General features: G+C 67.9%; 20 protein-coding genes and 4 pseudogenes. 14 read left to right on the top strand and 10 right to left on the bottom strand.

All coding sequences use genetic code 11. From position 1 onward, the window contains the following. Positions 1–27: 27 nt before the first annotated feature. A complete protein-coding gene (gene pnp, locus AV541_RS05055; protein WP_060384396.1) occupies positions 28–2,169 on the top strand; it encodes a polyribonucleotide nucleotidyltransferase in 2,142 nt (713 codons plus the stop codon). A 56-nt stretch (positions 2,170–2,225) separates the two neighbouring features. Continuing rightward, the gene (locus AV541_RS05050; RefSeq protein WP_060384395.1) at positions 2,226–3,947 is read left to right on the top strand and encodes a ribonuclease J; all 1,722 of its coding nucleotides are present in this window, start codon (positions 2,226–2,228) and stop codon (positions 3,945–3,947) included. A gap of 141 nt (positions 3,948–4,088) precedes the next feature. On the opposite strand, the pseudogene AV541_RS05045 reads toward AV541_RS05050, so the two are convergent. After that, positions 4,089–4,601: pseudogene (locus AV541_RS05045) on the bottom strand (PAS domain-containing sensor histidine kinase); the annotation flags it as partial. A 102-nt stretch (positions 4,602–4,703) separates the two neighbouring features. Between AV541_RS05045 and AV541_RS05040 the strand changes: the two are divergent. The 3 genes and pseudogenes from AV541_RS05040 to AV541_RS05030 all read left to right on the top strand — a co-directional run bounded on the left by AV541_RS05040 (position 4,704) and on the right by AV541_RS05030 (position 7,557). Further along, positions 4,704–5,849: an acyl-CoA dehydrogenase family protein gene (locus AV541_RS05040; RefSeq protein WP_060384393.1), complete on the top strand. Its 1,146-nt coding sequence runs from the start codon at positions 4,704–4,706 to the stop codon at positions 5,847–5,849. 11 nt (positions 5,850–5,860) lie between these two features. Continuing rightward, positions 5,861–6,604, top strand: coding sequence for an electron transfer flavoprotein subunit beta/FixA family protein (locus AV541_RS05035; protein ID WP_060384392.1), 744 nt, complete (start codon positions 5,861–5,863; stop codon positions 6,602–6,604). A gap of 9 nt (positions 6,605–6,613) precedes the next feature. Further along, a pseudogene (locus AV541_RS05030) lies at positions 6,614–7,557 on the top strand (electron transfer flavoprotein subunit alpha/FixB family protein). A gap of 356 nt (positions 7,558–7,913) precedes the next feature. Here the strand turns inward: AV541_RS05030 and AV541_RS05025 are convergent. Then, complete coding sequence (locus AV541_RS05025; RefSeq protein WP_060384391.1) at positions 7,914–8,375, bottom strand: hypothetical protein; 462 nt, start codon at positions 8,373–8,375, stop codon at positions 7,914–7,916. Positions 8,376–8,446: 71 nt separating this feature from the next. On the opposite strand from AV541_RS05025, the gene AV541_RS05020 reads away from it, so the two are divergent. Beyond that, positions 8,447–10,012, top strand: coding sequence for an acyl-CoA carboxylase subunit beta (locus tag AV541_RS05020; RefSeq protein ID WP_060384390.1), 1,566 nt, complete (start codon positions 8,447–8,449; stop codon positions 10,010–10,012). Further along, positions 10,012–10,671, top strand: coding sequence for a type-5 uracil-DNA glycosylase (locus AV541_RS05015; RefSeq protein WP_060384827.1), 660 nt, complete (start codon positions 10,012–10,014; stop codon positions 10,669–10,671). Before AV541_RS05020 ends, AV541_RS05015 begins: the two co-directional genes overlap by 1 nt. Here AV541_RS05015 and polX read toward each other — a convergent pair. Beyond that, a pseudogene (polX, locus tag AV541_RS05010) lies at positions 10,649–12,375 on the bottom strand (DNA polymerase/3'-5' exonuclease PolX). The gene AV541_RS05015 and the pseudogene polX overlap by 23 nt on opposite strands. Before the next feature lie 35 nt (positions 12,376–12,410). On the opposite strand from polX, the gene AV541_RS05005 reads away from it, so the two are divergent. From AV541_RS05005 to AV541_RS05000, 3 genes are read left to right on the top strand one after another with little or no spacing between them, the layout of a single operon-like run. Continuing rightward, positions 12,411–12,650: a hypothetical protein gene (locus tag AV541_RS05005; protein WP_011173219.1), complete on the top strand. Its 240-nt coding sequence runs from the start codon at positions 12,411–12,413 to the stop codon at positions 12,648–12,650. A 9-nt stretch (positions 12,651–12,659) separates the two neighbouring features. Beyond that, positions 12,660–12,791 (top strand): hypothetical protein, encoded by a 132-nt coding sequence (locus tag AV541_RS13070; protein WP_008632640.1) that lies wholly within the window; start codon positions 12,660–12,662, stop codon positions 12,789–12,791. Between the two features lie 31 nt (positions 12,792–12,822). Continuing rightward, positions 12,823–14,049, top strand: a complete 1,227-nt coding sequence (locus AV541_RS05000) for an aminopeptidase (RefSeq protein WP_060384389.1) — start codon at positions 12,823–12,825, stop codon at positions 14,047–14,049. Here AV541_RS05000 and merA read toward each other — a convergent pair whose 3' ends face one another. From merA to AV541_RS04980, 4 genes are read right to left on the bottom strand one after another with little or no spacing between them, the layout of a single operon-like run. Further along, the gene (gene merA / locus AV541_RS04995) at positions 14,050–15,423 is read right to left on the bottom strand and encodes a mercury(II) reductase (RefSeq protein WP_060384388.1); all 1,374 of its coding nucleotides are present in this window, start codon (positions 15,421–15,423) and stop codon (positions 14,050–14,052) included. Continuing rightward, positions 15,420–15,542 carry a hypothetical protein gene (locus tag AV541_RS13065; protein ID WP_008632645.1) on the bottom strand — a complete coding sequence of 41 codons (123 nt, stop codon included), beginning with the start codon at positions 15,540–15,542 and terminating at the stop codon, positions 15,420–15,422. Before AV541_RS13065 ends, merA begins: the two co-directional genes overlap by 4 nt. 9 nt (positions 15,543–15,551) lie before the next feature. Further along, positions 15,552–15,980, bottom strand: a complete 429-nt coding sequence (locus AV541_RS04985) for a heavy metal-responsive transcriptional regulator (protein WP_060384387.1) — start codon at positions 15,978–15,980, stop codon at positions 15,552–15,554. Next, positions 15,981–17,219, bottom strand: a complete 1,239-nt coding sequence (locus AV541_RS04980; protein WP_060384386.1) for an O-acetylhomoserine aminocarboxypropyltransferase/cysteine synthase family protein — start codon at positions 17,217–17,219, stop codon at positions 15,981–15,983. 97 nt (positions 17,220–17,316) lie between these two features. Here AV541_RS04980 and AV541_RS04975 point away from each other — a divergent pair, with 97 nt between their 5' ends. The 4 genes and pseudogenes from AV541_RS04975 (at position 17,317) to AV541_RS04960 (ending at position 21,479) form a co-directional block, all read left to right on the top strand. Beyond that, positions 17,317–18,261, top strand: coding sequence for a TAXI family TRAP transporter solute-binding subunit (locus AV541_RS04975; protein WP_060384385.1), 945 nt, complete (start codon positions 17,317–17,319; stop codon positions 18,259–18,261). Positions 18,262–18,324: 63 nt separating this feature from the next. Continuing rightward, positions 18,325–20,294, top strand: a pseudogene (locus AV541_RS04970) (TRAP transporter permease). Between the two features lie 6 nt (positions 20,295–20,300). Continuing rightward, positions 20,301–21,035: an amino acid ABC transporter ATP-binding protein gene (locus tag AV541_RS04965; protein WP_008632652.1), complete on the top strand. Its 735-nt coding sequence runs from the start codon at positions 20,301–20,303 to the stop codon at positions 21,033–21,035. A 6-nt stretch (positions 21,036–21,041) separates the two neighbouring features. Continuing rightward, positions 21,042–21,479 (top strand): hypothetical protein, encoded by a 438-nt coding sequence (locus AV541_RS04960; RefSeq protein ID WP_244880610.1) that lies wholly within the window; start codon positions 21,042–21,044, stop codon positions 21,477–21,479. Here AV541_RS04960 and AV541_RS04955 read toward each other — a convergent pair. From AV541_RS04955 to AV541_RS04945, 3 genes are all read right to left on the bottom strand, one after another. Next, on the bottom strand, positions 21,432–22,259 hold the full coding sequence (locus AV541_RS04955; RefSeq protein ID WP_060384384.1) for a patatin-like phospholipase family protein: 828 nt from the start codon (positions 22,257–22,259) through the stop codon (positions 21,432–21,434). The genes AV541_RS04960 and AV541_RS04955 overlap by 48 nt on opposite strands. Before the next feature lie 3 nt (positions 22,260–22,262). Further along, positions 22,263–22,676, bottom strand: a complete 414-nt coding sequence (locus tag AV541_RS04950) for a helix-turn-helix domain-containing protein (RefSeq protein WP_060384383.1) — start codon at positions 22,674–22,676, stop codon at positions 22,263–22,265. A gap of 61 nt (positions 22,677–22,737) precedes the next feature. Continuing rightward, positions 22,738–22,968 carry a VapC50 family PIN domain-containing toxin gene (locus tag AV541_RS04945; RefSeq protein ID WP_060384382.1) on the bottom strand — a complete coding sequence of 77 codons (231 nt, stop codon included), beginning with the start codon at positions 22,966–22,968 and terminating at the stop codon, positions 22,738–22,740. Positions 22,969–22,990 lie beyond the last annotated feature (22 nt).

Genomic DNA, 22,990 nt, shown 5'->3' with positions numbered 1-22,990 from the left:
CCGCCCTTCGCTTTTGGAAGGAGCGCCATGGAAGGTACACCCAATGTACCCCAAGCCTACCGCTACGAGCTCACCCTGGCGGGACGGCCCCTTATCCTGGAAACAGGCAAGTACGCCAAACAGGCCTCGGGGTCCGTCCTGGTCCGCTACGCCGACACCGTGGTCCTGGCCACGGCCCAAGCCTCGGAAAGGCCGGTGGAGGCCGACTTCCTCCCCCTCACGGTGGAGTTTGAGGAAAGGCACTACGCCGTGGGGAAGATCCCGGGAAGCTTCATGCGCCGGGAGGGGCGCCCCGGGGAGAAGGCCATCCTCTCCGCCCGCATGACGGACCGCCCCATCCGGCCCCTCTTCCCCAAGGGGTTCCGCCACGAGGTCCAGATCATCGTCACCGTCCTCTCCGCCGACCAGAAGAACCCGCCGGACATCCTGGGCCCCATCGCGGCGAGCGCCGCCCTCATGCTCTCGGACATCCCCTGGGAGGGCCCCATCGCCGCCGTGCGGGTGGGCCTCATCGGCGGGAGCTTCGTCCTGAACCCCACCCTGCAGGAGCTGGAGGAAAGCCAGCTGGACCTGGTGGTGGCGGGGAGCAAAGAGGCCATCCTCATGGTGGAGGCGGAGGCCGGGGAGGTGGACGAGGAAACCCTGGTCCAGGCCCTGGAGTTCGCCCACAAGGAGATGCAACCCATCCTGGAGCTCCAGGAGGCCATGGCCCGGGAACTCGCCAAACCCAAGATGGCCTGGACCCCCCCGGAAAGCCTCCCCGAGGAGGAGAAGGAGGTTTTCTACCGCCTGGCCCTGGAGCGGGGGCTTTCCCAGGTCCTGCAGACGGCGAGCAAGGGGGAAAGGAGCCGGGCCCTTTCGGAGTTCGCCGAACGCCTCATCGCCGAGGCCCTCCCCAAGGGGGAGGACGGCACCCCGGACGAGGGCAAGAAGCCCCTCTACGAGAGCGCCTTTGACGAGGTGGTGCGCAGGGAGCTTAGGAGGCTCGTCCTCGAGGAGGGCAAGCGGGCGGACGGCCGCGGGCCCAAGGACCTCAGGCCCATCTGGATTGAGGTGGACGTCCTGCCCCGGGCCCACGGCTCCGCCGTCTTCACCCGGGGCGAGACCCAGGTCCTGGGCACCGTCACCCTGGGCACGGGCCGGGACGAGCAGATCCTGGACGACCTGGGCATAGACGAGACCGAGAAGTTCCTCGTCCACTACAACTTCCCCCCCTTCTCCACCGGGGAGGTACGGCGGCTAAGGGGGGTTTCCCGCCGCGAGGTGGGGCACGGAAATTTGGCCAAGCGGGCCCTCAAGGCGGTGATGCCCAAGGAGGAGGACTTCCCCTACACCATCCGCGTGGTGGGGGACGTCCTGGAGTCCAACGGCAGTAGCTCCATGGCCACGGTCTGCGCCGGCTGCCTCGCCCTCATGGACGCGGGCGTGCCCATCCGGGCCCCGGTGGCCGGGGTGGCCATGGGCCTCGTCTGGGAGGAGAACCGGGCGGTGATCCTCACGGACATTTTGGGCCTCGAGGACGCCCTCGGCGACATGGACTTCAAGGTGGCCGGGACCCGCAAGGGGGTCACCGCCTTGCAGATGGACAACAAGGTGGGGGGGCTTCCCCGGGAGGTGTTAAAAGAAGCCCTCCTCCAGGCCCGGGAGGCGAGGCTAAGGATCCTGGACCTGATGGAGACCGTGCTTCCCGCCCCCCGGCCCGAGCTCAAGCCCTTCGCCCCCAGGATCCTCAGCCTCAAGGTCCCCGTGGAGAAGATCGGGCTCGTCATCGGTCCCGGGGGCAAGAACGTGCGCGCCCTGGAGGAGCTTGGGGTGGAGGTGGACATTGAGGAGGACGGGACGGTCCGCATCTACTCCAGCGACCTCCAGGCCGCCCTCGAGGCGAAGAAGCGCATAGAGGACCTCACCCGCGAGGCCAAGGTGGGCGAGATCTACGAGGGCACCGTCACCCGCATCACCCCCTTCGGCGCCTTCGTGAGCCTCTTCCCCGGCACCGAGGGGCTTCTCCACATCAGCCAGATCGCCCCGGGCCGCGTGGAGCGGGTGGAGGACCACCTCAAGGTGGGGGACGTGATCAAGGTCAAGGTCCACCGCATTGACGAGCGGGGCAAGATTGACCTGATCCGCCCCGAGCTGGAAGGCAAGATCCCCCCCAGGCGGCGCAAGTAGCCCCTGGGGGCTTGACCTCACGCGCGTCCCGGCCAGGCCGGGAAGATGGGAGGCGTATGGAAAACCAGGAACGGAAACCCAGGAGGAGGCGCCGGCGGAAGCCCCAGGAGGGGTCCCAAGGCGGCCCCCAGGACCACGTGGAGATCATCCCCTTGGGGGGGATGGGGGAGATCGGGAAGAACATCACCGTCTTCCGCTTCCGGGACGAGATCTTCGTCCTGGACGGAGGGCTCGCCTTCCCCGAGGAGGGGATGCCCGGGGTGGACCTCCTCATCCCCCGGGTGGACTACCTCATAGAGCACCGCCACAAGATCAAGGCCTGGGTCCTCACCCACGGGCACGAGGACCACATCGGGGGGCTTCCCTTCCTCCTCCCCATGGTCTTCGGCAAGGAAAGCCCGGTACCCATCTACGGGGCAAGGCTCACCTTGGGGCTTCTCAAGGGGAAGCTGGAAGAGTTCGGGCTGAGGCCCGGGGCCTTCAACCTGAAGGAGATCTCCCCCGACGACCGCATCCAGGTGGGGCGGTACTTCACCCTGGACCTTTTCCGCATGACCCACTCCATCCCCGACAACTCCGGGGTGGTGATCCGCACCCCCATCGGCACCATCGTCCACACGGGGGACTTCAAGCTGGACCCCACCCCCATTGACGGGAAGGTCTCCCACCTGGCCAAGGTGGCCCAGGCGGGGGCGGAAGGGGTTTTGCTCCTCATCGCCGACGCCACCAACGCCGAGCGCCCGGGCCACACCCCAAGCGAGATGGAGATCGCCAAGGAGCTGGACCGGGTGATCGGAAGAGCCCCGGGGCGGGTCTTCGTCACCACCTTCGCCAGCCACATCCACCGCATCCAGTCGGTGATCTGGGCGGCGGAGAAGTACGGGCGAAAGGTGGCTATGGAAGGGCGGAGCATGCTCAAGTTCAGCCGCATCGCCCTCGAGCTTGGCTACCTAAAGGTGAAGGACCGGCTCTACACCCTCGAGGAGGTCAAAGACCTCCCCGACCACCAGGTCCTCATCCTGGCCACCGGCAGCCAGGGCCAGCCTATGTCCGTCCTCCACCGCCTGGCCTTCGAGGGGCACGCCAAGATGGCCATCAAGCCCGGGGACACGGTGATCCTCTCCTCTAGCCCCATTCCCGGCAACGAGGAGGCGGTGAACCGGGTCATCAACCGCCTTTACGCCCTGGGGGCCTACGTCCTCTACCCCCCGACCTACAAGGTCCACGCCTCGGGGCACGCCTCCCAGGAAGAGCTCAAGCTCATCCTCAACCTCACCACCCCCCGCTTTTTCCTGCCGTGGCACGGGGAGGTGCGGCACCAGGTGAACTTCAAGTGGCTCGCCGAGTCCATGAGCCGCCCTCCGGAGAAGACCCTGATCGGGGAAAACGGGGCCATTTACCGCCTCACCCGGGATAGCTTTGACAAGGTGGGGACGGTGCCCCACGGGGTCCTCTACGTGGACGGCCTGGGGGTGGGGGACATCACCGAGGAGATCCTGGCGGACCGCCGCCACATGGCCGAGGAGGGCCTGGTGGTGATCACCGCCCTCGCCGGGGAGGACCCGGTGGTGGAGGTGGTCTCCCGGGGGTTCGTCAAGGCCGGGGAGAAGCTCTTGGGCGAGGTGCGAAGGATGGCCCTCGAGGCCCTCCTAAGGGGGGTGCGGGAAAAGAAACCCCTGGAAAGGATCCGGGACGACATCTACTACCCGGTGAAGAAGTTCCTGAAGAAGGCCACGGGCCGGGACCCCATGATCCTGCCCGTGGTCATCGAGGGGTAGGCCTTTCCCCTACCGGGCGGCGCTTAGGCCGCCCCCTTTTTCCACACCGCCCGGTCCCCCGCCTCCGCCAGGGCGAAGGCAAAGAGCAGGAGATAGATGAGCGGACACCGAGGCCTTCGGGACCTAAGCCCCCCGGACAAGCCCCTCCACCGCCCGCAGGGCGGTGAGCTGGGCAAGGAGGGGAAGAAGGGGCTGCAAACGGGAGGGTACCCGCTCCAGGGCAAGCACCCCCAGGGCGCGGAACCGGGGGCAGGAGGGGCAGATGAGGGTCCGGGTCTCCCGCGTGGCCTGAGGACGCTCCTGGCAACGCCGCTCGGGGTCGGCCCAGCAGAAGGCCCCCTCCTCCCCCACCACGGGAAAGAGCCACTCCTCTCCCCGCCTAAGGGGTCCCTCGGCGAAAAAAGCCTCCTGCACCGGGCCTTTGGCGTGAAGGGGCAGGACCACGGAGGAGACGGTATAGCGGCGCCCCCGCCCCGAGGCCACCTCCCCCACCAGTTCCCGGCTTTCCGGGCGGTAGAGGAAGAGGGCCGCCCGCTCCATCCCCTCCTCCGTGGCCACCTCCAGGAAGTTGCGGAGGATCTCGGTGGGCTCGAGGTCCCCGAGAAGAGCCCGCTGGAAGCGGGCGAGCACGGCCGTTTCCGCGCGAGAGGCCATCTGGAGCCAATGGTAGCAGTAGCATAGGGCCGGGGTTGCCAGGGGCTTCCAGAAACCTTAGACTCGGTCAAAGGGGGAGCCCCCGGCGGAAGGAGGTCCGGGATGCCCATAGACTTCAGCCTCACGGAGGAGCAAAGGCAGCTGCAGGCCCTGGCCCGGCGCTTCGCCAAGGAGGTCATCCTCCCCGTGGCCCGGGAGTACGACGAGAAGGAGGAGGTCCCCTGGCCCGTGATTGAGAAGCTCCACGAGGTGGGCCTCCTGAACGCCATCATCCCGGAGGCGTACGGGGGGATGGGGCTCAAGATGCTGGACGAGGTCATCGTGGGGGAGGAGCTGGCCTACGCCTGCATGGGCATCTACACCATCCCCATGGCGAGCGACCTGGGCATCACCCCGGTGCTCCTCGCAGGGACGGAGGAGCAGAAAGAGCGCTTTCTGAGGCCCCTCACCGAGAAGCCCGCCCTCGCCGCCTTCGCCCTAAGCGAGCCCGGAAACGGCTCCGACGCCGCCGCCCTCAAGACCAGGGCCATTCGCCAGGGCGACCACTACGTCCTAAACGGCACCAAGATGTGGATCTCTAACGGGGGAGAGGCGGAGTGGGTGGTGGTCTTCGCCACGGTGAACCCCGAGCTCCGCCACAAAGGGGTGGTGGCCTTGGTGGTGGAGAAGGGCACCCCGGGCTTCAAGGCCATCAAGATCCACGGGAAGATGGGGCAAAGGGCGAGCGGCACCTACGAGCTCGTCTTTGAAGACGTGAGGGTGCCCGTGGAAAACCGCCTGGGGGAGGAGGGCGAAGGCTTCAAGATCGCCATGAACACCCTCAACAAAACCCGCATCCCCGTGGCGGCGGGCAGCGTGGGGGTGGCCCGGCGGGCCCTGGACGAGGCCAGGAAGTACGCCAAGGAGCGGGAGGCCTTTGGCCAGCCCATCGCCAACTTCCAGGCCATCCAGTTCAAGCTCGCCGACATGCTCATTGGCATTGAGACCGCCCGCATGTACACCTACTACGCCGCCTGGCTTGCAGATCAAGGCCTCCCCCACGCCCACGCCAGCGCCATCGCCAAGGCCTACGCCTCCGAGATCGCCTTTGAGGCGGCCAACCAGGCCATCCAGATCCACGGCGGCTACGGCTACGTGCGGGAGTTCCCCGTGGAAAAGCTTCTCAGGGACGTGAAGCTCAACCAGATCTACGAGGGGACCAACGAGATCCAGAGGCTCATCATCGCCAGGCACATCCTGGCGGAGTGAGGAGGTGAGGAATGAAGTTCGTAGCGGTCATCCGGCAGGTGCCCGACGGCGAGAGCAAGCTTAAGATCCAGGGGGATCGCGTGGACCTCTCCGGGGCCACGATGATCCTGGACCAGATGGACGAGTACGCGGTGGAGGAGGCCATCCGCCTCAAGGAGAAGCACGGTGGGGAGGCGGTGGTGGTGGGGTTCGGCCCCGAGCGCACCGAGGAGGCCATCCGCACCGCCTTGGCCATGGGGATGGACCGCGGGGTCCACGTGGTCTACGAAGGCTTTGCCGACCCCGTGGCCGTGGCCGAGGCCCTGGTGGAGGTGCTCAAGGAGGAGTCCCCCACCCTGGTCCTCACCGGAGGGCAGCAGGCGGACTGGGATAGCCAAGCCCTGGGGGGCGCCCTGGCGGAGGCCCTAGGGGTGCCGGTGGTGGCCTGGACCACCGCCCTCGAGCTGGAAGGGGACACGGCCAAGGCCAAGCACGACCTGGACGAGGGGGCGGAGTGGGTCAGGGTGCGGCTTCCCGCCGTCTTCACCACGCAGCAGGGCCTGAACGAGCCCCGCTACCCCACCTTGCCCGGGATCATGAAGGCCAAAAAGAAGGAGATCCGGAAGGTGCAGGCGAGCCTTACCCCCAAGGTCACCCTGATTTCCGAGGAGATCCAGGAGAAGTCCAGGCTCGGCAAGATCCTGGACGGCAAGGACCCGGTGCAGGCGGCCGAAGAGCTCGTGCGGCTCCTCCACGAGGAGGCCAAGGTCATCTAGGAGGTGCCTATGGTGCTCGTAGTCTTGGACCACGACGGAAACCGGCTCAAGAAGGGAAGCCTCGAGGCCCTCACCCGGGCCCGGGACCTGGCCCAGGCCTTAGGGATGAAGGTGGCCGGGGTGCTCCTCGCCGAGGAGAAGGCCCCCGTGGAGGAGGCCCGCAAATACGTGGAGGTTCTCTACACCGCCACCCTAGGCCCCTACACCGCCGAGAAGTGGGCGGCCGGGGTGCTTAAGGCCGCCGAGGCCAGTGGGGCCAAGGCGGTGGTGGCGCCCTCCTCCAGGCAGAGCCGGGCCTACTTGGGCCGGGTGGCCTACGCTTTAAGAGCGGGGCTTCTTGAGGACACCCTCGAGTCCCGCGCGGAAGGCGGCGAGGTCCACGCCACCCGCTACGCCTACCTGAACCGGGTGACCCAAAAGGTGAAGGCCGCCCTCCCCGTGGTTCTCACGGTGAAGCCCAACACCACGCCCCTGGCCGAGCCCCTTCCGGGGGAGGCCGAGGTGGTGGCCCTGGAGGTGCCCCAGGTCCCCACGGTGGAGGTTCTGGAAAGGATCCAGGAGGAGAAGAAGGGCGTCTCCCTCACCGAGGCGGATGTGGTGGTCACGGGGGGCCGGGGGATGGGCAGCCCCGAGGCCTTCAAGCTGGTGGAGGAGCTCGCCGCCCTCCTCGGGGGCGCGGTGGGGCCACGCGGGCGGTGGTGGACGCGGGCTGGCGCCCCTACAGCGAACAGGTGGGCCAGACGGGCAAGACCGTCCAGCCCTCCCTCTACATCGCCCTGGGGGTCTCTGGAGCGGTGCAGCACCTGGCGGGGATGAACAAGAGCAAGTTCATCGTGGCGGTGAACAAGGACCCCGAGGCCCCCATCTTCAAGCACGCCGACTACGGCATCGTGGGGGACGTGCACCAGGTGCTCCCCGCCATGATTGAGGCGGTGAAAAAGCTTAAGGACTAAGCGGCCGCACGGTAGCTTCGCAACGTTAGAGAAAAGAGGGGGCGTGGGGGAGCTATAATCCCCCGGACTTTCAGTCCGTGGGATACATGGACTCCCCCACGTGCTCTGAAGGAGCACATAGCATGGTGGGCGGTCATTTGTGGTATAATGTGCATGGGCTCGGGTCAGCCCCGGTCAGCCCCGAAGGGGCTATCTTGCCGGAGCCTTCGGGGATGGATACGGCAAGGGCCGTTCCGTGAGAACCGAGGTCACGGGCGTAGCCCGTATCTTGTAGCCCCGTTCTTCAGAACGGGGAGTCGTCACGAAGAAGCCCCCGGCCCTTTGGGCGGGGGGCTTCCTTTTCCCTTCGGGCAGGCTCACTCCTTCCTTGGCTCCTTCGGGGGAGGGGGCGGTGCTCCCTCGTCCAGCATACGGGCCTCCTCCACCCCTTCAGGGGAGGCGGCCTGGCTTGGGCTTTTTTCCTCGGCCTTTTCGGGAGCCTCTTTGCGCTTTTCGGGGGCGCGGAGAAGCCTGAGGAAGAGGTAGAGGAGGAGAAGGAGGACAAGCACCCCCACCACGTAAGGCCAGGCGGGTGGCGCCGGCACCTCAGGAGCCGGGGGCGGGGAGAGAGGTTCGGCGGGGGCGCGGAAGACCTCCTCCTCCAGCCGGGCCACCCGCTCCCCTAGGGCCTTCAAGGCCTCCCCCTGGCCCTGGACCTGGGCCTCGAGGGCGGCCACCCTGGCCTGAAGATTTTGGTAAGCCGTGTAGGCCTGGTACCCCAAAAACACGAGGACCGCCACCAGGACCAGCGCCAGCACCGCAGGAAGCCACCTTCTCATGCTTCACCTCCTTTCCGGGATAGGCCCAAGGTTTTCCGGCCTTCCCCGGCCATTGTATCATGCCCTGGACTATGGCCGATAACGCGCGGCTCATCCTGGACGAGCTTCTGGCGGAGCTTGAGGAGAGGAGACGGCGGGTCCTCCAGGGAGGCGGGGAGGAACGCGTCAAAAAGCAACACCAGCAGGGCAAGCTCACCGCAAGGGAGCGGATAGACCTCCTCCTGGACCCAGGAAGCTTCGTAGAGCTCATGCCCTTCGCCGAGCACCTGGAAACCGGGCTCATGGAGGGGATAGAGGCCCCCGCGGACGGTGTGGTGACGGGCTACGGCACCATCGGCGGACGGCTCGTCTTCGTCTTCAGCCAGGACTTCACCGTACTGGGCGGATCTTTGGGCAAGATGCACGGCCGCAAGATCGCAAGCCTCATGGACCTGGCGGCCAAGGTGGGGGCGCCCATCGTCGGCCTAAACGACTCCGCCGGGGCCCGGATCCAGGAAGGGGTGGATAGCCTCTCCGGCTATGGGGAGGTCTTCTACCGGAACGCCATCTACTCCGGGGTCGTCCCCCAGATCTCCGCCATCCTGGGCCCTTGCGCCGGGGGGGCCGTCTACAGCCCTGCCATGACCGACTTCATCCTCATGAGCCGGGGGACGAGCTACATGTTCATCACCGGCCCCGAGGTGATCAAAAGCGTCACCAAGGAGGAGGTGAGCTTTGAGGCGCTGGGGGGGGCCGACGTCCACATGGAAAAAAGCGGGGTGGCCCACCTGGAGGGTAAGGACGACCGGGAAGTCCTAGACCTCATCAAGAAGCTCCTCTCTTACCTCCCCCAAAACAGCCGGGAAAAGCCCCCGGTGCTGGAGCCCACGGACGACCCCTTCCGTTCCACCCCGGAGCTTCTGGAGATCGTCCACCCCGACGCCAAGCGGCCCTACAACATGCACCAGGTGATCAAGACCCTCCTGGACAACGGGGAGTTCCTGGAGATCCAGCCCCGCTACGCCCGCAACATCATCGTGGGCCTGGGAAGGCTCGGGGGGTACCCCGTGGGGGTCATCGCCAACAACCCCCGCTTCATGGCCGGGGCCCTGGACATCAACGCCTCCGACAAGGCCGCCCGCTTCATCCGCACCATGGATGCCTTCAACATCCCCCTCCTCACCCTGGTGGACGTGACCGGCTTCCTGCCCGGGGTGGCCCAGGAGCACGGCGGGATCATCCGCCACGGGGCCAAGATGCTCTTCGCCTACGCCGAGGCCACGGTCCCCAAGATCACCCTCATCGCCCGCAAGGCCTACGGGGGGGCTTATCTCGCCATGAACTCCAAGGACATGGGGGCGGACGTGGTCCTGGCCTGGCCCACGGCGGCGGTGGCGGTGATGGGGGCGGAAGGGGCCGCCAACATCATCTACCGCAAGGAGATCCAGGCCTCCCAAAACCCCGAGGAAACGCGGAGGCGGAAGATTGAGGAGTACCGCCGGGCCTTTGACAACCCCTGGGTGGCGGCGGGCAGGGGGTACATTGACGACGTCATTGACCCCACCCACACCCGGCGCGTCCTCTACCAGCACCTAAAGATGCTCTGGGAGAAGCAGGAGGAGAGGCCCAGGAAGAAGCACGACAACATCCCCCTGTGATGGAGCGGGAAGCCTTCGTCCAGAGCCTTGCCGCCTGCCGCCTCTGCCCCAGGCTCGTGGCCTGGCGGGAGGAGGTCGTGGGGAGAAAGCGGGCCTTCCGGGGCGAGCCCTACTGGGCGAGGCCGGTTCCGGGCTTTGGCGACCCCGAGGCCAGGATCCTCCTCTTCGGCCTCGCCCCCGGGGCCCACGGCTCCAACCGCACGGGCCGCCCCTTCACCGGGGACGCCTCCGGGGCCTTCCTCTACCCCCTGCTCCATGAGGCGGGCCTCTCCAGCAAGCCGGAAAGCCGCCCCGGGGACGACCTCAGGCTCTACGGGGTCTACCTCACCGCGGCGGTGCGCTGCGCTCCCCCGGAAAACCGGCCCACCCGGGAGGAGCTAAGGGCCTGCAGCGGCTGGACGGAGGCGGAGCTCGGCCTCCTCCCGGAGGCAAGGGTCTACCTGGCCCTGGGGAGGGTTGCCCTCGAGGCCCTCCTAGACCGCTTCGGCCTCAAAAAGGCCCAACACCCTTTCTTCCACGGGGCCCACTACCCCCTTCCCGAAGGAAGGCACCTTTTGGCGAGCTACCACGTCTCCCGGCAAAACACCCAGACGGGCAGGCTCACCCGGGAGATGTTCCTGGAGGTCCTGATGGAGGCTAAACGCCTCGCCGGGCTTTGAGCCAGGAGAGGAGGTCCTCGTAGTCCAAGGTGTTGAGCACCCGCTCGGGGCCGATCCAGGCCCGTTGCGCCGTGCCCACGGCGAGCTCCATGAAGCGGAGGTGGTCGGTCTGGTGGGCGTCGGTGGAGAGGCTGATCCAAAGCCCCATCCCGTAGGCCATGCGGGCCAGGTCGTCGGGGAGGTCCATGCGGTCGTAGTAGCCGTCAATCTCCACCGCCACGCCCTTTTCCTTGGCCTTCTTAAAGACGGCCTCCCAGTCGGCCTCAATGGGGGCGCGGCGGCCCAAAAGCCTCGCCGTGGGGTGGGCGAGGACGTGGACGAAGGGGTTTTCCAGGGCCTTGAGGAGGCGCTTGGTCTGTTCGGCCTTGGGGAGGTTGAAGCGGGAGTGGACGGAGACCAAAACCAGGTCCAGCTCCCGCAAAACCCAGTCCGGGTAGTCCAGGGTCCCGTCCGGGTGGATGTCCACCTCCGCCCCCGCCAGGAGGTAGGGGGGGCCGTGGGTCTCGTTGAAGCGACGGATGGCCTCCACCCGCTTCAGGGCCTCCTCCGGGGAAGGCCCCCCGCCACCCGCACCGCGGGGGAGTGGTCGGTGACGCCCAAGTACTGGTAGCCCAGGGCCTTGGCCGCCTCCCAAAGCTCCTCCAGGGTGTTTTGGCCATCGGAGTAGGTGGAGTGGACCTGGAGATCTCCTTTGATCTCGGAAATCTCCAACAGCCTGGGCAACCTGCCGGCCAAGGCGGCCTCTATCTCCCCGTGGTCCTCCCGCAGGGGTGGGGGGATAAAAGGAAGGCCCAAGGCGGCGTACACCCCCTCCTCTGTCTCCCCCGCCAGGCGCTTTTCCCCCCGGAAGACCCCGTACTCGGAAAGCTTCAGGCCCTTTTCCTGGGCAAGGGCCCTAAGGCGGATGGAGTGGGCCTTGCTCCCCGTGAGGTACTGGAGGCCCGCCCCGTAGCTTTCCGGGGGCACCACCCTGAGGTCCACCTGGAGGCCGTTATTCAGGAAGACGGTGGCCCTTTCCTTCCCCTTGGCGTAGACCTCCTTGACCTGGGGAAGGCGCACGAAGCCCTCCACCGCCCGCTCCCCCTCCCGGCTCGCCACCAAAAAGTCCAGGTCCCCCACGGTGTCCTTGTAGCGCCTCGCCGAGCCGCATAGCTCCGCCCGCTCCACCCCGGGAAGCCCCCTTATGGCCTCGAGGAGGCTTCGCGCCAGGGAGAGCACCGCCCCCAAGGGCCTCCGCTTCCCCGCTGCCTGGGCGAGGGCGAGGCCCTCCCGGATACGCTCCGCCTTCTTGGGGCCGAAGCCCTTAAGCCGGGTGAGGTCCCCCCGGTCCAGGGCCTCCTTGAGCTTCTCCAAAGAGTCTATGCCTAGGCCCTCGTAGAGGAGGCGGGCGGTCTTGGGGCCCACCCCCGGGATTTCCATCACCTCGAGGACCCCGCGGGGCACCTTCTGGGCGAGCTCCTCGTGCTTGGCGATCCTGCCGGTCTTTAAAAACTCCAAAATCTTCTCCGCCAAATCGGGCCCGATCCCGGGAAGCTCCAAAAGGGCCTCCTTGCCCTTTTCGGCGATCTCCTCTATGGGGGTGTCCAGGTCGTAGAGGGTGCGGGCCGCCTGGTAATAGGCCCGGACCCGGAAGGGGTTATCCCCTAAGAACTCGCTCATGAGCCCGATCTCCTCAAAGATCCGGGCGAGCTCCTGGTTCCGCATACCCCCACTATACGGGTAGACTGGACGAAGCCCCTATGCCGAGGCCGGACCGGTTTCGCAAAAAGGTGCTAGCGCTCCTCAAAGAGGCGGGAAGGCCCCTCCACTACACGGAGATCGGCCGCCTCCTCAAGGAGGACGGGCTCTGGAAGGACGTGAAGGAACCGGAGAAGATCGCCAAGATCCGCCTTTCCGCCCTGGCCCGCTGGCACCGGAGCCCGGTGGTGGCCCTGGGGAAGGGGTTCTACGCCCTGAGGGAGGAGGCCGACCTGCCTTAGGATGAAGGCATGGCGCGCTACCTCCTCGTCCTCCTCCTCGTGGTCCTGGCCCTGGCCCTCGAGGCCTACCGCCCCTTCCTCCTCCTCCTCGCGGGCCTCGCCCTCCTCCTCGCCCGGCCCCGAAGCTGCCCCAGGCCTTGACGGAAGGCCCTTCCGGGCGAAGACTTGGGGCGTGGACGCCTTCAAGCGCAACCTGGAAAAGCTGGCGGAACTTGCCATCCGCGTGGGGCTCAACCTGGAGAAGGGGCAGGAGGTCATCGCCACCGCCCCCATAGAGGCGGTGGACTTCGTGCGCCTCCTTTCCCAAAAGGCCTACGAGCACGGGGCAAGCCTCTTCACCGTCCTCTACAGCGACAACGTCATCTCCCGCCAGCGCCTCTCCCTGGCCCCCGAGGAGGGGTTGGACCGGGCGCCTGGCTGGCTTTACGAGGGCATGGCCAAGGCCTTCCGCGAGGGAGCGGCCCGCCTGGCGGTCTCCGGCAACGACCCCAAGGCCCTGGAGGGCCTCCCTCCCGAGCGCATCGGCCGGGCCCAGCAAGCCCAGAGCCGGGCCTACAAACCCGCGCTGGACGCCATCACCGAGTTCGTCACCAACTGGACCATCGTCCCCTTCGCCCACCCCGGCTGGGCGAGGGCGGTCTTCCCAGGCCTCCCCGAGGAGGAGGCGGTGAGGAGGCTCTGGGAGGCCATCTTCCAGGCCACCCGGGCCGACCAGGAAGACCCCATCGCCGCCTGGGAAGCCCACAACCGCGCCCTTCACGAAAAGGTGGCCTACCTGAACGCCCGCCGCTTCCACGCCCTCCACTTCAAGGGGCCGGGGACGGACCTCGTGGTGGGCCTCGCCGAGGGGCACCTCTGGCAGGGCGGGGCCACCCCCACGAAGAAGGGCCTGCTCTGCAACCCCAACCTGCCCACGGAGGAGGTCTTCACCGCCCCCCACCGGGAGCGGGTGGAGGGGGTGGTGCGGGCAAGCCGCCCCCTGGCCCTGGGGGGCACCCTGGTGGAGGGGATCTTCGCCCGGTTTGAAAGGGGCTTCGCCGTGGAGGTGCGGGCCGAGAAGGGCGAGGAGGTGCTGAGGCGGCTTTTGGACACGGACGAGGGGGCGAGGCGCCTGGGCGAGGTGGCCCTGGTCCCCGCGGACAACCCCATCGCCAAAACGGGCCTCGTCTTCTTTGACACCCTGTTTGACGAGAACGCCGCAAGCCACATCGCCTTTGGCCAGGCCTACCAGGAGAACCTCGAGGGCCGCCCCTCGGGGGAGGCCTTCCGGAAGCGGGGGGGCAACGAAAGCCTCGTCCACGTGGACTGGATGATTGGCTCCGAGGAGATGGACGTGGACGGGCTTTACGAGGACGGGACCCGCGTGCCTCTCATGCGCCGGGGAAGGTGGGTGGTGTAGTCAGGCGCAGCAGGAAAGCTTTTTGGGATCGGCGTCCAGGGCCTGGGCCACGAGCCTTATCCCCTCGGCCAGGGTCAGGTAGGGGTGGAAGGTGTCTACGAGGTCCCGATAGCCGAGGCCGTACTTCACCGCCAGGATGCCCTCCTGGATGACGTCCCCCGCCTCGTGGGCCAGGACGTGGAGGCCGAGGACCGTGCCCTCTTCGTCCACCACGATCTTGAAGGCCCCCCGGGCATCGCGGGCGGTGAGGGCCTTGGGCACCTGGGAAAGGGGAAGGGTGGCCGCCCGCACCCCCGCGCCGTACCGCCTCCTCGCCTCCTCCTCCGTGAGGCCCACCGCGGCCAGGGCGGGGTCGGTGAAGGTGACCCGGGGGAGGGCGGCGAGGTCCAGGGGCGTCTCCACCCCCAAGGCGTTGCGGGCCGCCACCCTGCCCGACTGGGCGGCCACGTAGACGAACTGGGGAAGCCCCGCCGCGTCCCCGGCGGCGTAGACCCGGGGGTTGGTGGTGCGCAGGCTCGGGTCCAGCCGAAGGAAGCCCCGCTCGTCCCGCTCCACGCCCGCCCGCTCCAGGCCGAGCCCCTCAAGGCTGGGCCTCCTCCCCGTGGCCACGAGGAGCCTCTCCGCCTCAAAAACCCCCCGGTCGGTCCGGACGCGGAAGGCCCCTTCCCGGACCACGGTCTCCACCCGGACCCCGGTGTGGACCCTAAGGCCCTCCTCCTCCAGGTAGCCCCGGAGGAGCCGGGCAAGCTCCCGGTCCTCCTGGGGCAGGACCTCGGGCAGGGCCTCGAGGACCGTCACCCGGCTCCCAAGCCTGGCGAAGGCCTGGGCGAGCTCAAGCCCGATGGGCCCACCCCCCACCACCAGGAGGCTTTCGGGAAGGGCGGGGGCGGAGAGGGCCTCGAGGTAGGTCCAGGGCGCGCTCTCCTGGAGGCCGGGGATGGGCGGAAGGAAGGGCCTCGCCCCGGTGGCGAGGAGGTACCGCCCGGCCAAGACCTCCCGCCCCTCTACCTCCATCCTTTCCCCGTCCAGGAAGCGGGCCCTCCCCCGGAGCACGGGAACCCCGGCCGCCTCAAGAACCTCCTGGTACTTCTCCTTCCTGAGGGCCGCGATCAGGCCCTCCTTGCCCGCGAGGAGGGCTTTCCAGTCCACCCCCAGGGCCTCCGTGCGGAGGCCGGGGAAGGCGGAGTGGCCCGCCCGGTGGAAGGCGTCGGCCGCCCGGAGGAGGTACTTGGAGGGCACGCACCCCACGTTGACGCAGGTCCCCCCCAAAACCCCCGCCTCCACCACGGCCGCCTTGGCCCCGAGGGCGCTCGCCTCCAGGGCCGCCGCCACCCCGGCGGAGCCCGAGCCCACGATGAGGAGGTCGTAGGTCATAGGGCCTCCCCCGGGTAGCCCATCCACGCCTTTTCCACCCCGGCCACCCGCTCCACCCTGCGGATGCACCCCGCGCCGTGGATCCCGGGCACCTTGATGCGGTACCGGTTCTTCTCCATGCCCCCAGGCTAGACCCTGGAGCGTGCTCCAGGGTCAAGGGGGTCCAAATAGACGCAGCGGTCCTTGCCGTCGCAGGCGGGGTCAGGGTGGGCCTCGGCGTAGGCCAGCCGTTCGGCCAGGGCCGCTTCCAGGGCCTGGAGCTCCCTGAGCCTACGCCGCACCTCCGCCAGGCGCTTGGCCAGGGCCTCCCGCACGTGGCGGCAGGGGGGATGGCCCTCCTCCACGGCGCGGAGGATCCAGGCGATGTCCTCAAGCTTAAGCCCCGCCGCCTGGGCCTCCTTGATGAAGCGGAGGCGGCGGAAGGCCTCCTCCCCGTAGAGGCGAAACCCCCCGGGCGAACGGCCGCTGGGGGCGAGAAGCCCAAGCCTTTCGTAGTAGCGGAGGGCATCAGGCGAAAGGCCAAACGCCCGGGCGAGCTGGCCGATGGTGTAGGGCATCTAGACCGCCTCCAGGGCCTCCTCAAAGAGGGCGAGGAGGTCCAGAGGGTCCTCGAGGCCCACGGAGACCCGCACGAGCCCTGGGGTCACCCCGGCCTGGAGCCTCGCCTCCTCCTTGAGGCGGCTGTGGGTGGTGGTCCAGGGGTGCACCAAGAGGGTCCGGGCGTCCCCGAGGTTCGCCGCCTTGAGGAGGCGGATGGCCCCAAGGAAGCGGCTCGCCCTCTCCAGGTCCCCCAGGTCCAGGGTGAGGATGGGCCCGCCCGAGGCCAGGTACTTCCGGGCGTTCCTGTGGGCGGGGTCCTCGGGGAGGCCCGGGTAGCGGAGGGCCTTCACCTTGGGGTGGCCCTGGAGGCGCTCGGCGAGGAAGCGCGCGGTCTCGCTCATCCGCGCAACCCTCAGGGCCACGGTCTCCAGGCCCTGGAAGAGGAGGTAGGCGTTGAAGGGGGAAAGGGCCATGCCGCAGAGGGAAAGCCCCAAGGTGCGGACCCTTTCGGGGAAGCACCTGGCCCTAAGGGCCTCCCAGGGGATCTGGCCCTTGAGGTCGGGCTGCAGAAACTGGGGGTAGTTCCGCCAAAGCTCGGTTTCCCGGGAGAGCACCGCCCCGCCCAGCACCGAGCCATGCCCCGAGGCCCACTTGGTGAGGCTCTCCACCACCACGTGGGCCCCCCAGGCCAAAGGCCGGCAGAGCGCCCCCGCCGCCCCGAAGGTGTTGTCCACGACCAGGGCCACGCCCGCTTCCTCGGCCAGGGTGGCCAGGGCCTCGAGGTCGGGGACAAGGAGGGCGGGGTTCGCCACCGTCTCCACGAAGAGGACCCGGGTCCTCTCCGTGAGGGCCCCCCGCACGGCCTCGGGCTCAGGGTCCACGTAGCGCACCCCGACCCCCATGGGGGCGAGTACCTGGTTGAATAGCCCGATGGTCTGGCCGAAAAGCCCCTTGGCCGCCACCACCTCGTCCCCAGGGCGCAAAAGGGAAAGCAAAGCGGCGAAGGTGGCCGCCTGGCCCGAGGCCAGGACCACGGCCTCAAGCGCCCCCTCCAGGGCCTTGAGCCTCTCCTCCAGGGCTTTGGCCGTGGGGTCTTTCTGGCGCGCGTAGACGTAGCCCTCCCCGGTGGCGAAGCGCTCCTGGCCCTCTTCCAGGGTTTTGAAGCCGTAGGCGGCCACGGCGTAGATGGGAAGCCCCACCGCCCCATGGGGGTCTTCGGGAAGCCCGGCGAGGACCGCGAGGGTGGTGTACTCCATACCCCCTAGTCTAGCGAAAAACCCCTCCCTGGGCCGCGCGGCGCTTGCCAGAAGGGCAAGGGCCGGGTATACTACCGGCGGCACCAAGGAGGTGTGTATGAGGAAGCTGATCCTTGCCGCTTTGACGCTCGCAGGCCTGGGCCTGGCCCGGGAGTTCATCACCATCGGCTCCGGCTCCACCACGGGGGTCTACTTCCCCGTGGCCACCGGGATCGCCAAGCTGGTGAACGACGCCAATGTGGGTATCCGGGCCAACGCCCGCTCCACCGGCGGCAGCGTGGCCAACATCAACGCCATCAACGCCGGGGAGTTTGAGATGGCCCTGGCCCAGAACGACATCGCCTACTACGCCTACCAGGGCTGCTGCATTCCCGCCTTTGAGGGCAAACCCGTGAAGACCATCCGGGCCCTTGCCGCCCTCTACCCCGAGGTGGTCCACATCGTGGCCCGCAAGGACGCGGGGATCCGCACCGTGGCCGACCTCAAGGGCAAGCGGGTGGTGGTGGGCGACGTGGGCTCCGGCACCGAGCAGAACGCCCGGCAGATCCTCGAGGCCTACGGCCTCACCTTTGACGACCTCGGCCAGGCCATCCGGGTGAGCGCGAGCCAGGGGATTCAGCTCATGCAGGACAAGCGGGCGGATGCCCTCTTCTACACTGTGGGCCTGGGGGCGGGGGCCATCCAGCAGCTCGCCCTCACCACCCCCATCACCCTCGTGGCGGTGGACCTGAACCGGATCCAGGCCATCGCCAAGAAGTACCCCTTCTACGTGGGCTTCAACATCCCCGGCGGCACCTACAAGGGCGTGGACGTGACCACCCCCACCGTGGCGGTCCAGGCCATCCTCATCGCCTCGGAAAAGCTCTCCGAGGAGACGGTCTACAAGTTCATGAAGGCGGCCTTCGGCAACCAGGAGGCCTTTAAGAAGATTCACCCTAACCTGGAGCGCTTCTTCAGCCTGCAGAAGGCGGTGAAGGGCCTGCCCATCCCCCTCCACCCCGGGGCGGAGCGCTTCTACAAGGAGGCCGGGGTTCTGAAGTAAGCCGCAAGGCCTAAAAGGAGGGGCCCCCTGAAGGGGGCCCCTCGTCCGGTAAGGGGCAAGGTTATGGACAAGGACGCGGCGCTTCTCGTAGAAGAGTCGGAGCTTGGAGGAAGGCGCCCGAAGGGGTGGACCCGCTACCTCCTCTTTGGCCTCGGGGTGGCCTGGAGCCTCTTCCAGCTCTGGGCCACGGAGGCCGGCACCCTGGACCCCATCCGCCAGCGGGCGGTCCACCTGGCCTTCGCCCTGGCCCTGGCCTTCTTGGCCTACCCGGGGAAGCGGGGGCCTAAGGAACGGGTGCCCCTTCTGGACTGGGTCTTGGCCCTGCTTGGCGTCGTGGGGGCGCTCTACGTGGTCTGGGACTACTACGGGATCACCCAGATCCGGGGGGCATCCCGAGCGAACGGGACGTGGTCATGGGAACCCTCACCCTCCTCGTCCTCTTCGTGGCGAGCTGGCGGGTGGTGGGGCCCGCCTTGCCCGTCATCGCCTCCCTTTTCATCCTCTACGCCCTCACCGGGCCCAAGGGGCTTCTTCCCTTCACCCTTCCCCCCTGGCTTCAGCTCCACGCCGGGAGCCAGTGGGGCCAGCTCATGGGCCAGCTCTACACCACCGCTGAGGGCATCTGGGGGGTGCCCCTGGGGGTTTCCGCCACCTTCGTCTACCTCTTCGTCCTCTTCGGGGCCCTTCTGGAGAAGGCGGGGGCGGGGCGGTTCTTCATCCAGGCGGCCTACGCCCTCCTCGGCCACTTCCGCGGCGGACCCGCCAAGGCGGCGGTGGTGGCGAGCGCCCTCATGGGGGTGGTCTCGGGGAGCTCGGTGTCCAACGTGGTGACCACCGGGACCTTCACCATCCCCCTGATGAAGCGGGTGGGCTACCCCCCGGAGAAGGCAGCGGCGGTGGAGGTGGCGAGCTCCTCCAACGGCCAGCTCATGCCCCCGGTGATGGGGGCGGCCGCCTTCATCATGGCGGAGTTCTTGGGCATCCCCTATAGCGACCTGATCCTCATCGCCCTAATCCCCGCCCTCCTGGCCTACGCCACCCTCTTCATCACCGTGCACCTCGAGGCCCTGGCCTTGGGCCTCAAGGGGGTGCCCCGTTCGGAGCTCCCTCCCCTCGCCCCCGTGCTCCGCTCCGGGCTCCACTACCTCCTGCCCCTGGCCTACCTCCTCTACGCCCTGGTGGGCCTGAGGCTCACCCCAGAGCGGGCCGCCTTGAACACCGTCTTCCTCATGGCCCTCCTCATCCTCCTGCAGGAGGCCTGGCGGGCCTGGAGGAGCGGGGCGGGGGTGGGCCCCGGGTTCCTCAAGGGGGGAAGGCTTCTCCTAGAGGGCCTCGAGGCGGGCGCCCGAGGCATGGTGGGCATCGCCCTGGCCACGGCCTCCGCCGGCGTCATCGTAGGCATCGTCACCATGACGGGCATCGGCTTCGGGCTCACGGACATCGTGGAGAGGCTTTCCGGGGGGAACCTCCTTCTGGTCCTCCTCCTCGCCCAGCTCACAAGCCTCCTCCTCGGCATGGGCCTTCCCACCACCGCCAACTACATCGTCATGGCCTCCTTGGTGGTGCCGGTGATCCTGAACCTGGCGGAGAAGGCGGGCTACAGCGTGCCCCCGGTGGCGGCCCACATGTTCGCCTTCTACTTCGGCATCATGGCCGACTCCACGCCCCCCGTGGCCCTCGCCGCCTACGCCGCGAGCGCCATCGCCCGCTCCGACTTCTGGAAGACGGCGGTCCAGGGCTTCGTGTACGAGCTCAGGACCGCCCTCCTCGCCTACATGTTCTTCTTCAACCCCAAGCTTCTTCTCCTCGGGGTGGGCTCGGTGGCGGAAGGCGCCCTCATCGTGGCCACGGCCTTCGCGGGGATGGTGGCCTTCAGCGCCGCTTTGGTGGGCTTTTTCCACAAGCGGACCACCCTTTGGGAGCGGGGCCTCCTCCTCCTCGCCGCCTTCGCCCTCGTGGTCCCGGGGCTCGCCAACCTTTTCGGCTTCGGGCTCATGGGCCTTGTCTACCTGGTCCAGCGGGTGCGAAAATAGCCGGAAGTGGAACCCATCATCCGGATCCGCAACCTGCACAAGTGGTTCGGCCCCCTGCACGTGCTCAAGGGGATCCACCTCGAGGTGGCCCCGGGGGAAAAGCTCGTCATCATCGGGCCCTCGGGCTCGGGAAAGAGCACCCTCATCCGCACGGTCAACCGCCTGGAGGACTTCCAGGAGGGTGAGGTGGTGGTGGACGGCCTCAACGTCAAGGACGACCGGGTGCTACGGGAAGTCAGGCGGGAGGTGGGAATGGTCTTCCAGCAGTTCAACCTCTTCCCCCACATGACCGTGCTGGAAAACGTCACCCTGGCGCCCAGGAGGGTGCGGCGCTGGCCCCGGGAAAAGGCGGAGAAGAAGGCCCTGGAGCTTCTGGAGCGGGTGGGGATCCTGGACCAGGCGAATAAGTACCCGGCGCAGCTTTCCGGGGGGCAGCAGCAACGGGTGGCCATCGCCAGGGCCCTCGCCATGGAGCCCAAGATCATGCTCTTTGACGAGCCCACTTCGGCCCTGGACCCCGAGATGGTGGGGGAGGTCTTGGACGTGATGCGGGACCTGGCCCAAGGAGGCATGACCATGGTGGTGGTGACCCACGAGATGGGCTTCGCCCGGGAGGTGGCGGACCGGGTGGTCTTCATGGACGGGGGGCAGATCGTGGAGGAAGGGAGGCCGGAGGAGATCTTCACGCGCCCCAAGGAGGAGAGGACGCGAAGCTTCCTGCAAAGGGTGCTCCACCACTAAACCCCCATGGCCCCCAACTTCCTGCAAGGCCTCCTCGAGGCCCTCGCCAACCCCGAGGCCGACCCCAACCTCCGGCGCCGAGCCCTAAGGGTTTATGGCCTCTTCCTCCTCGGGCTCAAGGGGTGCTTCCTCCTCCTCCTTGCCCCCTTCCTGCCCCAGGCCCCTTATCCGCCCCTCCTTTTCCTCGCCGTCATCGGGATGGCCTGGCTCCATCTCCAGGCCCGCTCCGCCCTGGAGGAGGAAGCACCCCTCGGACCCTTGATAGCGGTGGGGCTTGGGGCCGGGGCTTTTTTCTTCCTAGGGGTTTTGGGCCTCCTCCTTAGGCCCTTTGGCCTCTTCCTTCTCCCCTTGGGGCTCGGCGCCTTTTGGCTCTTCCTCCGCCGGGGGAAGAGGGGCTCAACGCCGGAACAAGAGGTTCCTAAGCCGGGTCCTCGTCAGGGCTAAAACCTCGGGAAGGCGCTCCTTGGCCCGGTGCTTTCCCAGTTCGTAGACGAATTCCAGCCGCTCGTGGTCAAAGGTGTCTATGGGAAAGGGAGGGTCCAGGGCGATGACCACGTCCGCTTCCTTCAAGGCCAGGGCCTTGAGCCGCCTCCGGCTCGCCTCGCCCGCCAGGAGGGCGGCCTCGAGGGCCGTCCTGGGCGGTTCCTTGGGCGGCGGGTTGGAGACATCCACGGCCACCACCTTGGGGAAGAGGGCCTTGGCCGCCCGCACCGGCACCTTCTCCACCACGTCCCCGTCCACCAAAAGCCGCCCCGCCAAGGCCACCGGGGGGAAGAGGCCCGGGATGGCCATGCTGGCGAGAACCGCCTTCCACATCGGCCCCTTCCTCAGAACCACCGCCTCGCCCGTGAGGAGGTCCGCCGCCTGGATGGCCAGGGGGATGGGGCTTTCCTCCAGCCGCGCCTCGCCAAAGAGGGCCTTAAGCCCCTCCTCTATCCGGTCCGTGGCCACCATGGCCGGGCGCCTGAAGGCGGTGAAGAGCCGGGCCAAGGCCCGGAGGCTTCCCGCCCGGGAAAGCTCCGCCACCTCCCGGTCAAAGATGGCCCCGTGCACCCTCCAGGGGTCCTTGTAGCCGAAGGCCCAGGCGGCCGCCGCCAAAGCCCCGGCAGAGCTCCCCGCAAGGCCCCGGATGGGGACGCCCGCTTCCTCCAAGACGGCGAGCACCCCCAGGTGGGCGTACCCCCGGACGCCCCCTCCCCCTAAGGCCAAGGCCACGCCGCGCACGGCCTAATACCCCAGGCCGAGCTCCTGGGCCTCGCCGATGAGCTCGTCCAAAAGCTCCCTGCCCCGCTTCCGGGAAGCCTCCAGGTAAGCCAGAAGGTCCCTGGCCCGGACCCGGCGGTGGGTCCCCACCTTGCGGTAGGGAATCTTGCCTTCCTCCAAAAGCCGGACCAGGTAAGGCCGGGAGACCCCGAGGAGCTCGGCCGCCTGGCCCGTGGTGAGCTCGGCTTCCATGGGAACGATGCGCACCATCTCGCCCCGCGAAAGCGCTCCCAGGAGCTCCTGGAGAAGCTGGGCCAGCTCGGGGGTGAGGGTCAAGGAGGCCTCCTCGAGGCGCAAGACCTTGCCGGGGGTGAGCTTTTCCCGGAAGGCCTTGACCGCTTCTGCCGGGAGCCTAGGGGTGAAGAGGAGACCGCCCATACCTAACCTCCAGGCCCCAGTTTACCGGATAAACGAAATAAACGCAACAGGCCCGGCCGGGTTAGAGGTACCCCTTGTAGGCCTCAAGGGCTTTTGCGAAGGTGATCAGCCCGGCCCGCCTCAGGCTTTCCAGGAAGGCCTCCACCCCGAGAGGGGGGTTGCGCAGGGCGCGGCGCTGGCGCCGAAGCACCCCGAGAAGGAGGTCGGGCAGGAAGTTTTTCCGGATCAGCCTTTCGGCAAGTTCTGTGAGGTAGGCGTCCAAAAAGAGGGTTTGGGGAAGCGGGCGGGCCATGGTCCCATTCTAGGTAGAATGG

Source organism: Thermus parvatiensis (assembly GCF_001535545.1).
Classification (GTDB): Bacteria; Deinococcota; Deinococci; order Deinococcales; family Thermaceae; genus Thermus; species Thermus parvatiensis.
Note: the sequence above shows the minus strand (reverse complement) of the source record. Positions and strands in the feature narration are given on the sequence as shown.

Coding starts and splice junctions, on each gene's coding strand:
- pnp (WP_060384396.1), top strand. CDS start 28: ATGGAAGGTACACCCAATGTACCCCAAGCCTACCGCTACGAGCTCACC.
- AV541_RS05050 (WP_060384395.1), top strand. CDS start 2,226: ATGGAAAACCAGGAACGGAAACCCAGGAGGAGGCGCCGGCGGAAGCCC.
- AV541_RS05040 (WP_060384393.1), top strand. CDS start 4,704: ATGCCCATAGACTTCAGCCTCACGGAGGAGCAAAGGCAGCTGCAGGCC.
- AV541_RS05035 (WP_060384392.1), top strand. CDS start 5,861: ATGAAGTTCGTAGCGGTCATCCGGCAGGTGCCCGACGGCGAGAGCAAG.
- AV541_RS05025 (WP_060384391.1), bottom strand. CDS start 8,375: ATGAGAAGGTGGCTTCCTGCGGTGCTGGCGCTGGTCCTGGTGGCGGTC.
- AV541_RS05020 (WP_060384390.1), top strand. CDS start 8,447: ATGGCCGATAACGCGCGGCTCATCCTGGACGAGCTTCTGGCGGAGCTT.
- AV541_RS05015 (WP_060384827.1), top strand. CDS start 10,012: ATGGAGCGGGAAGCCTTCGTCCAGAGCCTTGCCGCCTGCCGCCTCTGC.
- AV541_RS05005 (WP_011173219.1), top strand. CDS start 12,411: ATGCCGAGGCCGGACCGGTTTCGCAAAAAGGTGCTAGCGCTCCTCAAA.
- AV541_RS13070 (WP_008632640.1), top strand. CDS start 12,660: ATGGCGCGCTACCTCCTCGTCCTCCTCCTCGTGGTCCTGGCCCTGGCC.
- merA (WP_060384388.1), bottom strand. CDS start 15,423: ATGACCTACGACCTCCTCATCGTGGGCTCGGGCTCCGCCGGGGTGGCG.
- AV541_RS13065 (WP_008632645.1), bottom strand. CDS start 15,542: ATGGAGAAGAACCGGTACCGCATCAAGGTGCCCGGGATCCACGGCGCG.
- AV541_RS04985 (WP_060384387.1), bottom strand. CDS start 15,980: ATGCCCTACACCATCGGCCAGCTCGCCCGGGCGTTTGGCCTTTCGCCT.
- AV541_RS04980 (WP_060384386.1), bottom strand. CDS start 17,219: ATGGAGTACACCACCCTCGCGGTCCTCGCCGGGCTTCCCGAAGACCCC.
- AV541_RS04975 (WP_060384385.1), top strand. CDS start 17,317: ATGAGGAAGCTGATCCTTGCCGCTTTGACGCTCGCAGGCCTGGGCCTG.
- AV541_RS04960 (WP_244880610.1), top strand. CDS start 21,042: ATGGCCCCCAACTTCCTGCAAGGCCTCCTCGAGGCCCTCGCCAACCCC.
- AV541_RS04950 (WP_060384383.1), bottom strand. CDS start 22,676: ATGGGCGGTCTCCTCTTCACCCCTAGGCTCCCGGCAGAAGCGGTCAAG.
- AV541_RS04945 (WP_060384382.1), bottom strand. CDS start 22,968: ATGGCCCGCCCGCTTCCCCAAACCCTCTTTTTGGACGCCTACCTCACA.